General features: G+C 70.7%; 10 protein-coding genes. 5 read left to right on the top strand and 5 right to left on the bottom strand.

Features of this window, described 5'->3' with window-relative positions:
• Positions 1-50: 50 nt before the first annotated feature.
• On the bottom strand, positions 51-1,055 hold the full coding sequence (kdd, locus tag ACFFIA_RS30120) for an L-erythro-3,5-diaminohexanoate dehydrogenase (protein ID WP_377257194.1): 1,005 nt from the start codon (positions 1,053-1,055) through the stop codon (positions 51-53).
• A gap of 79 nt (positions 1,056-1,134) precedes the next feature.
• On the opposite strand from kdd, the gene ACFFIA_RS30115 reads away from it, so the two are divergent.
• On the top strand, positions 1,135-2,460 hold the full coding sequence (locus ACFFIA_RS30115; RefSeq protein WP_377257191.1) for a KamA family radical SAM protein: 1,326 nt from the start codon (positions 1,135-1,137) through the stop codon (positions 2,458-2,460).
• A gap of 32 nt (positions 2,461-2,492) precedes the next feature.
• Positions 2,493-3,635, top strand: a complete 1,143-nt coding sequence (locus ACFFIA_RS30110) for a Fic family protein (protein ID WP_377257188.1) — start codon at positions 2,493-2,495, stop codon at positions 3,633-3,635.
• A 61-nt stretch (positions 3,636-3,696) separates the two neighbouring features.
• Here ACFFIA_RS30110 and ACFFIA_RS30105 read toward each other — a convergent pair whose 3' ends face one another.
• Complete coding sequence (locus ACFFIA_RS30105; RefSeq protein WP_377257185.1) at positions 3,697-3,891, bottom strand: CsbD family protein; 195 nt, start codon at positions 3,889-3,891, stop codon at positions 3,697-3,699.
• Between the two features lie 535 nt (positions 3,892-4,426).
• Between ACFFIA_RS30105 and ACFFIA_RS30100 the strand changes: the two genes are divergently transcribed.
• A complete protein-coding gene (locus ACFFIA_RS30100) occupies positions 4,427-4,993 on the top strand; it encodes a histidine phosphatase family protein (RefSeq protein WP_377257182.1) in 567 nt (188 codons plus the stop codon).
• A gap of 8 nt (positions 4,994-5,001) precedes the next feature.
• On the opposite strand, the gene ACFFIA_RS30095 is transcribed toward ACFFIA_RS30100, so the two are convergent.
• The 3 genes from ACFFIA_RS30095 to ACFFIA_RS30085 form a co-directional block, all read right to left on the bottom strand.
• Positions 5,002-5,457: an Lrp/AsnC family transcriptional regulator gene (locus ACFFIA_RS30095; protein ID WP_377257179.1), complete on the bottom strand. Its 456-nt coding sequence runs from the start codon at positions 5,455-5,457 to the stop codon at positions 5,002-5,004.
• Between the two features lie 136 nt (positions 5,458-5,593).
• On the bottom strand, positions 5,594-6,727 hold the full coding sequence (locus ACFFIA_RS30090) for an acyl-CoA dehydrogenase family protein (protein WP_377257176.1): 1,134 nt from the start codon (positions 6,725-6,727) through the stop codon (positions 5,594-5,596).
• Between the two features lie 20 nt (positions 6,728-6,747).
• Positions 6,748-7,878 (bottom strand): M24 family metallopeptidase, encoded by a 1,131-nt coding sequence (locus ACFFIA_RS30085; protein ID WP_377257173.1) that lies wholly within the window; start codon positions 7,876-7,878, stop codon positions 6,748-6,750.
• A gap of 113 nt (positions 7,879-7,991) precedes the next feature.
• Between ACFFIA_RS30085 and ACFFIA_RS30080 the strand changes: the two genes are divergently transcribed.
• Both ACFFIA_RS30080 and ACFFIA_RS30075 read left to right on the top strand, forming a co-directional pair.
• Positions 7,992-11,261, top strand: a complete 3,270-nt coding sequence (locus ACFFIA_RS30080) for a discoidin domain-containing protein (RefSeq protein WP_377257170.1) — start codon at positions 7,992-7,994, stop codon at positions 11,259-11,261.
• Positions 11,262-11,325: 64 nt separating this feature from the next.
• Positions 11,326-12,294 (top strand): aldo/keto reductase, encoded by a 969-nt coding sequence (locus ACFFIA_RS30075; protein WP_377257168.1) that lies wholly within the window; start codon positions 11,326-11,328, stop codon positions 12,292-12,294.
• Positions 12,295-12,343 lie beyond the last annotated feature (49 nt).

Genomic DNA, 12,343 nt, shown 5'->3' with positions numbered 1-12,343 from the left:
CGATGAGACCCCAAACCTGCCGTGTCTGATGATTGGCTCGCTGCGCTCGCTCATGTGCCCAGTCTGCCCGCGAAGAGCCGCCGCACGCCCGGGACTTCACGCACCAGGTCGAGCGCGTAGCCGGCGTGCCCCGGCACGTATCCGTTGCCCACCAGCATCGTCACGTCGGCCGCCAGCCCTTCCGCGCCCAACGCCGCCGCCGCGAAGCTCGTCGCCATCGAGAAGAAGACCACCGTGCCGCCCGCCGCGGTCGCCAGGATCGCTCCGTGCTCGCACCCCGGCACATCCACGCACACCACCGTCACGTCCACCGGTTCGCCCACCGCCGCCGCGACCGCCACCGGATCCCGCGCGTCCGCGACAACCACGCGATCGGCCAGTCCGGCACCGCGCAACAGCGCGGCCTCCGCCTCGTCCCGGACAACCCCGGTGGTACGGGCGGCCCCCGCGGCCCGGGCGGCAGCCAGTGACAGCGAGCCACTCTTGCCGGCCGCGCCCAGCACCGCCACGGCTGCGCCGGCCCGCACCACACGCGCGGTCAGCGCCGGCGCCCCGCACACGTCGAGCACCGCCAGCGCCAGGCGAGGATCCAGGTCATCCGGGAGCACCGCCGCCACCGAACGCGCGAACAGGATCGCGTGCCCCACGCACGGCACCTGCTCGCCCCGCCCGTCCCAGCTCGTCTGGCTGATGTGCAGCGGCGTCAGCGTCAGCGACACGAGCGTGGCGACCCGGTCGCCCGGCTTCAGGCCCAGCGGCGACTCCGGCCCCACCTCGTCGACCGTCCCGATCAGCATCCCGCCCGACCCGGTGACCGGATTGTGCATCTTGCCCCGCCGCGCGACGATCTCCAGCACCTCGGCCCGCACCGCGGCACCGTCACCGCCGTGCTTCTCCCACAGCTGCCGGAAGCTCGCCGCGTCCAGGTTGAGCCGCTCGACCGCGATCCGCACCTCGTCGGCGCCGACCTCCGGCCGCACGTCGAGCCGCTGCGCCGCCTGCGGCAGCACGCCCGCCGGCGCCAGCACGCGATGCAGCCCCACCGGTGAAGTCATCAGCCTTGCCCTCTTCTGCCGGGAAATCTTACGGTAGATTAACCAGATCACCGGATGATTTCTAGCTTGGGGGCCAAAGGTGGGACAGCCATACGAGTACCGCCGGCGCGAACTCGTCGAGCCCGACTGGGCCCGCTTCCCCGGCTGGCGCGACGTCACCCGCGAGCAGTGGGAGTCCGCCCAGTGGCAGCGCGCCCACTGCGTCAAGAACCCCAAGCAGCTCCACGCGGTCCTCGGCGCCCTCGTCCCCGACGCCTTCTACGACGACCTCGCCCACGACCAGGGCTCATCCGCCACGATGTCCATGCTCGTACCGCCGCAGATGCTCAACACCATGTCCACCGAGGACTTCTACGGCGACCCCATCCGGCGCTACATGATCCCGGTCGCCTCAGACCGCCGCACCGACTGGCCCTCCCACCCCCACGCCACCCGCGACTCCCTCCACGAGCACGACATGTGGGTCGCCGAGGGCCTCACCCACCGCTACCCCACCAAGGTCCTCGCCGAACTGCTCTCCACCTGCCCCCAGTACTGCGGCCACTGCACCCGCATGGACCTCGTCGGCAACTCCACCCCCGCCGTCGACAAGCTCAAGCTCACCCTCAAACCCGCCGACCGCTACGACGCCCACATCACCTACCTGCGCGCCCACCCCGGCGTCCGCGACGTCGTCGTCTCCGGCGGCGACGTGGCCAACGTGCCCTGGCGCCACCTCGAGCAGTACCTCATGCGCCTGCTCGACATCGAGACCATCCGCGACATCCGCCTCGCCACCAAGGCGCTCATGGGCCTACCCCAGCACTGGCTCCAGCCCGACGTCGTCGAGGGCCTCGAACGCGTCGCCCGCACCGCCGCCCGCCGCGGCGTCAACCTCGCCATCCACACCCACGTCAACCACGCCAACTCACTCACCCCACTGGTCGCGCGCGCCGCCCAGACCGCGCTCGAAGTGGGGGTACGCGACGTACGCAACCAGGGCGTCCTCATGCGCGGCGTCAACGCCGACAGCGCCGCCCTGCTCGACCTGTGCTTCGCGCTCCAGGGCGAGGCCGGCATCCTGCCCTACTACTTCTACATGTGCGACATGATCCCCAACGCCGAGCACTGGCGCGTCCCGGTGTGGCACGCCCAGCAGCTCCAGCACGACATCATGGGCTACCTGCCCGGCTACGCCACGCCCCGCATCGTCTGCGACGTGCCCCTGGTCGGCAAACGCTGGGTCCACATGGTCACCGAGTACGACCGCGAGCACGGCATCTCGTACTGGACCAAGAACTACCGCACCTCCATCGAGCAGGAGGACGACGAGGCACTGGCCCGCCGCTACCCGTACTACGACCCGATCGACACCCTGCCCGACTCCGGCCAGAAGTGGTGGCGCAAGCAGGAAATGGGCGCCTAGCACCACTGCTGCGAGGCTCATAGCATCGGGGCATGCTCCTCCGCATCCCACCGCTGGACGCCGCTGACCAGCGGGTACTCGCCGAGATCGAGGCCCACTACGCCAAACTGCGCAATGCCACCGGCGGCAACTCCGCGGACCATCGCTGGGAGGGCCAGCTACGTCGGCAACTCGTCGCCGGCGCCGTCCAAGGCTCCAACAGCATCGAGGGGTACACGGTCAGCCTCGACACCGCCGCGGTCATGGTCGCCGGCGGACCCGTGCCATCCGGCGTGCCGGACGAGACCCGCGACGCGCTCCTCGGCTACCGGGACGCGTTGAGCTGGGTGCTCCAGACACCGAAGATGGGCTTCTTCACCCACCACGAGCTGGCACTCTCCGCGCTGCACTTCATGATGCTCCGCACCCGCCCACAGAAGTGGCCCGGCCGCTACCGCAGCGGCGGCATCATCGTCACCGACGGCGAGGACCCGATGACCCCCGCCTACACCGGGCCCGATGCCGAAGATGTCCCCGGCCTGATGGCCGAACTCATGGACTGGCTCAACACCGGCGACCTCGACGCCCCGCCACTCGTCCGCGCCGCCATGGCCCACCTCAACCTCGTGCGTGTTCACCCGTGGCGCGACGGCAACGGCCGCATGTCCCGCTGCCTCCAGACGCTGGTGATCGCGCGGGCCGGGATGGTGCGGCCGGAGTTCTGCTCCATCGAGGAGTGGCTGGGGAGAAAGATCAACACACTGCGGTACTACGCCGTGCTGCGCGACACCGGACGCACCTACCAGCCCGACGCGGACACGCACGAGTGGATCCGCTTCAACCTACGCGCCCACCACCAGCAAGCCCGCCTCGTGTGGCTGCGCCTCGAACGGGCCCGCCGCACCTGGGAGGACATGACCGCGCTGGTCCAGCGGCTCGGGCTGCCCGGACGTACCGTCTCCGCGCTGCACACCGCCGCGCTCGGTCGGCTGCGCCGCGAGACGTACCAGCAGGACGAAGGGCTCTCGCGCGACCAGGCGATCCGCGACCTGCGCCGCCTGGAGGCCGCGGACCTGCTCGACTCGCACGGCTACGGCGTCACGCTCTACTACGTCGCCGCCGGACGTGCCCGGGACGTCGACGACACCGTGGTCGACGCGCTGCGTACACCGGCGATCGAGCCCTACGACACGTAGAGCCAGGGCGTCCCTTGTGGACGCCCCGGCTCCGCAGATGGGCTCGGTATCGAGTCGAAAGTCAGCGGCGGAAAGCGTCGCTGGCGTCGCGCCCGGCTTCCTTCACGTGCTCGCCGGCCTGCTTGGCCTTGGCGGTGGTGCGTTCCTTGGCCCCTTCGGCCTGCATGCGCTCGTTGTCGGTGGCGTCGCCGATGCGCTCCTTGACCGTGCCCTTCATCTGCTCGGCTTTGTTGCGTGCCTTATCCGCGAAGCTCATCGTCACTCCTCCTGGATCGTTGCTCTGGGCCTTGAGGTGCCCGCTCCCCTGTCGCGGAAACCTCTTTTTGTGCGCGATGGCACAACCCGTAGGGCATCCTAGGAAGCTAGGTATGCTGTCCGGGACGGTAGCTCGCTGCCCTCGCCACGGTTCGCCCTTGAGTCACCGTTGGGCGCTGTCGCCAGCCTCTCGCTGTCGTCCGGCTTTGGTCGGCGGCATGAGCGGCGTCGCCGATCTCGCACCTGTCGCGAGCCACCTGTCGCTCAGCCTTCGTCGAGCGCGCCGAAGCGCATGAACCCGGCGAAGCGTGCGGCCAGCTACAACCGGTGCCAGCTGCCGTCGGTGAAGGCGAGACAGCCCCTCCACGAGACAGCCCTCTCCACACGAGCCGCCCGAACCACAGGGCCGCACCCCCTTGCTGCGCCACCGGCGTACACGCGAGGCACGATCGCACCGGCCCACAAGGTCACACCCCTACAGCGTCCTAGGAGGCTAGGTGTGTGGCCTCGCCCTCAGGCTCTGGTTGACTGTTGGCGTGGGGGAAGTCGTTCTCGTGCGCCACGGCCAGACCGAGTGGAGCGCGGCGCACCGGCACACGTCGTACACCGACATCGACCTGACGCCCGACGGGGAGCGGCAGGCCCGCGCCACCGGGCAGCGGCTCGCCGGCCGGGCGTTCGTCGCCGTGCTCTCCAGTCCGCGCAAGCGGGCGCTGCGCACGGCGGAGCTGGCCGGCCTCACCGTGTCCGAGGTGGACGGTGACCTGGCCGAGTGGCACTACGGGGAGTACGAGGGGATCACCGCCGACGAGATCCACCGCACCCGCGACCCGCACTGGAACCTCTGGACCGACGGCTGCCCCGGCGGTGAGTCACCGGAGCAGGTGGGCGCGCGCCTCGACCGTGTGCTCGCGAAGGCGCGCGCGGCCGCCGAGCGGGGTGACGTGGCGCTCGTCGGGCACGGGCACGCGCTGCGCGTCGCCGGCGCGCGGTGGGTCGACCTGCCCCCTGCCGCGGGCGGGAAGCTGCGGCTCGACACCGCCACGCTCTCCACGCTGGGGCACGAGCACGGCCGCCCCGTCATCCGCCGCTGGAACTCCTAGCCGCGCCCTCAGCCGCCCGATGGCGCGAGCCGCGGCGGGCGGCCCTCGTACGGCGTCGACAGCACCACGGTCGTGCGGGTCGTGACGTTCGCGGCGGTGCGGATCTGCTGGAGCAGCCGCTCGAGGTCGGCGGGGCTGGCCACGCGTACGAGCAGCAGGTAGAAGTCCTCCCCCGCCACCGAGTAGCACGAGTCGATCTCGGGCAGGTGGGCCAGCCGATCGGGCGCGTCGTCGGGCTGCGAGGGGTCGAGCGGACGGATCGCGATGAACGCGCTCAGCGGCAGGTCCAACGCCTCGTAGGAGACGCGCGCGCCGTACCCCTTGATGACGCCTCGCTGCTCGAGCCTCCGCACCCGCTGGTGCACGGCGGACACCGAGAGTCCCACGCGCTCCGCCAGATCTGTGTACGACAGGCGGCCGTCCGCGGTCAGCGCCGCGACGATGGCGCGATCGATCTCTTCCACGGCGTGAAAACTACACCGCCGGCGGACGCCGAACGGGGCACGGCGCGGTTCGGCAATCCGACACAGGTCGGTGCCCTGGTCATCGGCGCCAGCGAGAGGCGGCGGCCCGATGCACGCCACGCCGCCAACCTGGGAGCTACAGGGACTTGGCGATCACCAGGCGCTGGATCTGGTTGGTGCCCTCGACGATCTGGAGCACCTTGGCCTCGCGCATGTACCGCTCGACGGGGTGGTCGGTCACGTAGCCGTACCCGCCGAGCACCTGGACCGCGTCGGTGGTGACGCGCATCGCCATGTCGGTGGCGAAGAGCTTGGCCTTGGCCGCCTCGGCGGCGTACGGCCGGCCGGCGTCCTTGAGGCGGGCGGCGGCAAGCACCAGCGCCCGCGCGGCCGAGATGCCCGTGGCGGCGTCGGCGAGCAGGAAGCGGATGCCCTGGAAGTCCAGGACGGACCGGCCGAACTGCGAGCGGTCCCGGGCGTACGCCACCGCGTAGTCGAGCGCCGCCTGGGCCAGGCCGACCGCGCAGGTGGCGATGCCCAGGCGGCCGGAGTCGAGGGCGTCCATCGCGATCCTGAAGCCGGCACCGGGCTCGCCGACGAGGCGGTCGGCCGGGACGCGGGCGCCGTCGAATGCGATCTGCGCGACCGGCGACGAGCGCAGCCCCATCGTCTTCTCCGGCGCCTGCGGCACGATGCCGGGCGTGCCCGCGTCGGCGAGCAGGCAGGAGATGCCGCGGGCGCCGGGCTCGCCGGTGCGGCAGAAGACGTTGTAGAAGTCGGCGTTGCCGGCGTGCGTGATCCACGCCTTGGTGCCGGTCACCACGTACGCCTCGCCGTCGAGCACGGCCCTGGTGGTCAGCGACGCGGCGTCGGAGCCGCCCTGAGGCTCGCTCAGGCAGTACGCGCCGAGCAGCTCGCCGCCGAGCATGTCGGGGAGCAGCTTGCGCAACTGCTCGCCGCCGTGGGCGTACACCGGATGGCAGGACAGCGTGTGGACGCTGACCGCCTCCGCGACGGCCAGCCACCGGCTGGCGAGGATCTCCACCACCTGGAGGTAGACCTCGTACGGCTGGCCGGCCCCGCCGTCCTCCTCCGGGTAGGGCAGGCCGAGCAGCCCGGCCCGGCCGAGCGTGCGAATCACCTCGCGCGGAAACTCGCCGCGCGACTCGAAATCGTCCACGCGCGGGGCCAGCTCGCGGTCGGCCAGCTCGCGGGCGAGGTCCAGCAGGTCGTACGCCTCGGGCGTGGGCAGGAGACGATCCATGCCCACAAGCTTAACGGTCGTTAGGGTTACAGCTCCACCAACTCCGTGCCAAGCGTGTTGAGCCGCTCGCCGCCGCCGGGCAGGCACACGACGATGTCCTCGATCCGCGCGCCGTGCCGCCCGGTCAGGTAGATGCCCGGCTCGACCGAGAACGCCATCCCCGGCTCGAGCGGCAGCGCGTTGCCGGCCACGATGTACGGCTCCTCGTGCCCGTCGAGCCCGATCCCGTGGCCGGTGCGGTGCACGAAGGCGTCGCCGTATCCGGCCGCGGCGATCGGCTCGCGGGCGGCGGCATCCACGAACGACGCGGGCACTCCCGGACGCACCGCCGCGACGGCCGCCCGCTGCGCCGCGTGCAGCACAGCGTAGTACTCCCGGAAGTCGGCGGGCGCCGCACCGACCACGTACGTCCGGGTCGAGTCGGAGCAGTAGCCCGACGGCATCGTGCCGCCGATGTCCACGACGACCGGGTCGCCGGGCTGGATGACCCGGTCGGAGGTGGCGTGGTGCGGGCTGGCGCCGTTGGGGCCGGCGGCCACGATCACGAAGTCGACCGTCTCGTGCCCGGCCTCCCGGATCGCCCGGCCGATGTCGGCGCCCACCTCGGCCTCGGTGCGCCCCGGGCGCAGCCACTCGCCCATCCGCGCGTGCACCGCGTCGATCGCCGCGCCGGCCTCGCGCAGCGCCGCCACCTCCGCCGGCGTCTTGCGCATCCGCAGCGGCGCGAGCACCTCGCTCGCCAGGCGCTGCCGCGCCTCCGGCAACGCCTCGCGCAGCGCCAGGACCTGCGTGGCCCACATCCGGTCGGCCAGGCCGACGGCACGTGCGGGTCCGCCGAGCGCCTGCTTCACCAGGGGGTACGGGTCGGTGCCGTCCTCGTGGTCGACGATGCGCACCCCCGTGCCGGGCGCCGGGGACGCCTCGGCCGCGGGTCGCTCCAGCCGCGGCACGATCAGCGTCGCCTCCCCCTCGGCCGGCAGCACCAGGCAGGTGAGCCGCTCGAGGGCGTGCGCGTGGTAGCCGGTCAGGTAGCGCAGGTCGGAGCCGGGCGTGATCAGCAGCGCGTCGAGGCCGGCGGCCGCGGTGACCTTGCGGGCGTGGGCAAGGCGTTCCGGTGGGTACAGCGCCTCCTGGCGCCGGCTGGATGGGTAGAGCACGGGCCGAGCGTAATGTACGCTCCCCCATACGCATCACGTGAACGCGGCCGGGCGGCGTCGTTCACACCGGCTCTCGTGCCGGTCCCGCCCGGTTTTCTCGTAGGAGTAACGCGATGCGCAGACCTCTTGCCGCGGCCGTCGTCGCCGTCGTCGCGGCCTCACTGCTGGCCTCCCCGGCCAGCGCGGCACAGACCATCGGATTTCCCACCTTCTCCGGCTCGGCCATCCCGCAGCCGCCGGTCGGCTACGACACCGGCAACATGATGCGGGCCATCTACGACGCGGAGAGCGCCGGCACCGACTTCTGGATGGACCGCCTGCTCTCCCGCTCCGGCAACGACCCCGCCGGCACCTGGCTGATGACCCGCGGCCGGGCGCTGTACATGAAGACGCACACGCCCTCGGTGATCGGCTTCGGCGGCCAGACCGCGTACTGGGAGAGCATCAACAACCAGAACGCGTACGCCGTGGCGATCACGCCGGGCACCTTCACCGAGCAGGCGTCCCAGCGGTGGCAGGCGCCCAGCCACTGGAAGAGCGTGCACACCAGCGGCTCGGTGCGCGCCGACGTCAGCAAGTTCATCACGCACAACAACGTGGCGGTCACCAACATCACCATCACCAACAACGGCTCCGCCTCGACGACGCTCCAGCTCCGCGCCACCTCGCCGTACGCCACGACGGCCAGCGGGACCGAGCTGACCGGCCAGGTCAACGCCTACAATGGACTGACCACGCTCTACCCCCGCCTCTCCGGCGACAGCTTCACCGTCTCCAGTGGCGGGCTCAACCGGTCCGTGACCGTGGGCGCCGGGCAGAGCGTCACCGTCAAGGTGCAGATGGGCTTCGTCACCAACGAGATCGCCGAGTCGCGCACCGAGTACGACACCTACCGCGGCTACACGCCGGCCACCGCGTTCGCGACCCACGTGCGGGCGTACAACCGGTGGTGGGCGGACACGGTGCCGTACATCGACGTGCCCGAGCCGGCCATCAAGAAGAACATCTACTACCGCTGGTGGCTGATGCGCTTCAACCACCTCGACGCCGACATCCCCGGGCAGAACTTCCAGTTCCCCACCTCGACCGAGGGCGTGCTCGGCTACAACAACGCGATCGTGCTCACCCAGCCGATGCACATCGACGACCTGAAGTACCTGCGCGACCCGGTCTACTCGTACGGGCCGTGGCTCTCGGTCGGCACCGTCTCCCGCAACGGGCGCTTCGTCGACAACCCCGGTGACCCGGAGAACTGGTCCAACTCGTACACGCAGTACATCTCCGAGGCGGCCTGGCGCAGCTACCAGATCCACGGCGGACAGACCTCGATGCTCACCAACCTGGCCCGCTACGCCGAGCAGGACGTCAAGGGTCAGCTCGCCTTCTACGACCACGACAACGACGGGGTCATCGAGTACGACTGGGGCGCGCTCACCGGCAACGACGCGGACGCGGTCTCGTTCCACTGGCGCTCCGGCTGGCTCGACCGGGCCGAGGGGGCGTACGTCTACAGCAACGCGCTCGCGGCGGTGCAGGCGTACACGATGCTCGGCAACACCGCGAAGGCGAACGAGATGCAGACGCTCGCCAACCGGGTCCGCGACGGCATCATCAACCAGCTCTGGAACCCGTCCCGCCAGTTGATCGAGCACCGCCACGTCTCGACGAACGCGTTCGTGCCCTGGAAGGAGATCAACAACTACTACCCGTACTCGGTCGGCCTGATGCCCAACACCGACCAGTACCGGCAGGCGCTGCGGTTGTTCGACAACCCCGCCGAGTACCCCATCTTCCCGTTCTTCACCGCCAACCAGGTGGACAAGGCGGCGGCGGCCGCGGCCGGGCAGCCGGGGAGCAACAACTTCTCCACGATCAACTCGACCGTGCAGTTCCGGCTCTACTCCTCGGTGCTGCGCAACTACCCCAACCAGTGGATGACCGCCGACAACTACAAGCAGCTCCTCTACTGGAACACCTGGGCGCAGTACATCGGCGGCAACACCGCGTGGCCGGACGCCAACGAGTTCTGGGCCGACTGGAACGGCTCCTCGCGCACCATCAACTACCGCTCGTGGATCCACCACAACATCCTCGGCAGCAGCAACTGGACGGTCATCGAGGACGTCGCGGGGCTGCGCCCCCGCAACGACGCGCAGGTCGAGCTCTGGCCGATCAACATCGGCTGGTCGCACTTCGCGGTCAACAACCTGCGGTACCGGGACAGCGACATCTCGATCGTGTGGGACGACCCGGCCGACGGCGTGACCCGGTACGCGGGCGTGCCCCAGGGCTACTCGGTGTACGTCAACGGCCAGCGCGCGTTCACGCTCGACCGGCTGACCCGCGCGGTCTACAACCCGGCGACCGGCGCGGTGTCGCTGCCGGCCGGCGGCTCGGTCACCTTCAACGCCGCGATGCCGTCGATGAAGGCGCCGGGCGCGGTGGCGCAGTCCTCCGCGCGCATGGTGGACATGTTCGCGAAGGCGGGCGTCGACCTCACCTCGACGCTGCCCAACCTGGCGCAGGGGGCGACCACCTCCGCGTCGTACACCGCATCGGGCACCTCGACCGGCGCGGCGGTGGACGGCTTCACCATCAACGACCCGATCTGGGGCGCCAGCGGGTCGCCGAACACGCAGGACTGGTACGAGATCAACTTCGGCCAGACCCGGACGGTGGACGAGCTTCGGCTGCACTTCCGGGACAGCCGGCCGCAGAACTCCTCGTACCGGGCGCCGACCTCGTACAACGTGCAGTACCTGAGCGGCAGCACCTGGACCAACGCCGCCTCGCAGGTCAAGACGCCGGCCGCGCCACGCGGCAACTACAACAACGTGCGCTTCGCGCCGGTCAGCGCCCAGCGGATACGGGTGCAGATGACGCACGCGTCCGGCTCGAAGGCGGGTCTGACCGAGGTGAAGGCGTACAACCGGGGCGGGACCGTGCCGCCGCAGCCCACCGGCAACCTCGCGACGTCCGCGACGCCCTCCGCCTCGTACACCTCCGCGTGGGAGTCCGTGGCGGCGATCAACGACGGTATCGACCCACCATCCTCCAACGACACCGTCAACCCGCGCTGGGGCACCTGGCCCAACGAGGGTGAACAGTGGGCCCAGCTCGCCTGGCCCTCGGCGGTCTCGCTCAACCGGGCGGAGGTGTACTTCTTCGACGACGGCCAGGGTATCGACCTGCCCGCCTCGTGGAAGCTCCAGTACTGGAACGGCAGCGCGTTCGTGGACATCCCGGCCACGTACCCGGTGGCGGCGAACCAGTACAACGTGGTCTCCTTCGCCACCGTCTCCACCACGCAGCTCCGGGTCGTGCTGCAGAGCGCGGCCGATTCGGTGGGGCTGCTGGAGGTGAAGGCCTTCGCGCCCGCGTAGTTTCCCGTCCTGTGTCGCCGGCGGCACACTGTGCCGCCGGCGGCAGCGGCATAGGCTGACCATCATGGATTACGTGCGTCTCGGCTCGACCGGCCTCAAGGTCTCGCGGATCTGCCTGGGCATGATGAGCTACGGCTCGACGCAGTGGCGCGAGTGGGTGCTCGACCACGACGGCGCGGAGCCGATCGTGCGCCGGGCGGTCGAGCTGGGCGTGACGTTCTTCGACACCGCCGACGTCTACTCGCTCGGCGCCAGCGAGGAGATCACCGGCAAGCTGCTCGGCACGCTCTTCGACCGGCGTGAGGACTACGTGCTGGCGACCAAGGTGTACAACCCGATGAGCGACGGGCCCAACGACCGCGGCCTCTCCCGCAAGCACATCATGGCCTCGATCGACAGCTCGCTGCGCCGCCTCGGCACCGACCACGTCGACCTGTACCAGATCCACCGGTGGGACCACGACACGCCGATCGAGGAGACGATGGAGGCGCTGCACGACGTGGTCAGGGCCGGCAAGGCCCGCTACATCGGCGCCTCCAGCATGTGGGCGTGGCAGTTCGCGAAGGCCCAGCACGTGGCGACCGTCAACGGCTGGACCCGGTTCGTGAGCATGCAGAACCACTACAACCTCATGTACCGCGAGGAGGAGCGCGAGATGCTCCCGCTCTGCCTCGACCAGGGCGTCGGCGTGATCCCGTGGAGCCCGCTCGCCCGCGGCCTGCTCGCCCGCGCCGGCCAGGGCGGCACCACGCGGGCCGAGAGCGACGACTTCATGAAGCGGCTCTACCAGGACTCCGACGTGAGCGTCGCCACCGCCGTGGCCGCCGTCGCCGAACGCCGGGGCGTGCCCGCCGCCCAGGTGGCGCTCGCCTGGCTGCTGCGCCAGCCGGCCGTGACCGCGCCGATCGTGGGCGCCACCAAGCTCCCGCACATCGAGGACGCGGTAGCCGCCGCGTCGCTGGAGCTGAGCGACGAGGAGGCCGCCGAGCTCGAGGCGCCGTACGCGCCGCACGCGGTCGCCGGCCACTCCTGACACCGGCGCTCCTGACACCGGCTTCGCCGGCCGGCGAAGCCGGTTTCGA

It is taken from the genome of Phytohabitans kaempferiae (assembly GCF_042433955.1).
Classification (GTDB): domain Bacteria; phylum Actinomycetota; class Actinomycetes; order Mycobacteriales; family Micromonosporaceae; genus Phytohabitans; species Phytohabitans kaempferiae.
This window is presented reverse-complemented; position numbering and strand designations above follow the sequence as displayed.

Coding starts and splice junctions, on each gene's coding strand:
- kdd (WP_377257194.1), bottom strand. CDS start 1,055: ATGACTTCACCGGTGGGGCTGCATCGCGTGCTGGCGCCGGCGGGCGTG.
- ACFFIA_RS30110 (WP_377257188.1), top strand. CDS start 2,493: ATGCTCCTCCGCATCCCACCGCTGGACGCCGCTGACCAGCGGGTACTC.
- ACFFIA_RS30105 (WP_377257185.1), bottom strand. CDS start 3,891: ATGAGCTTCGCGGATAAGGCACGCAACAAAGCCGAGCAGATGAAGGGC.
- ACFFIA_RS30080 (WP_377257170.1), top strand. CDS start 7,992: ATGCGCAGACCTCTTGCCGCGGCCGTCGTCGCCGTCGTCGCGGCCTCA.
- ACFFIA_RS30075 (WP_377257168.1), top strand. CDS start 11,326: ATGGATTACGTGCGTCTCGGCTCGACCGGCCTCAAGGTCTCGCGGATC.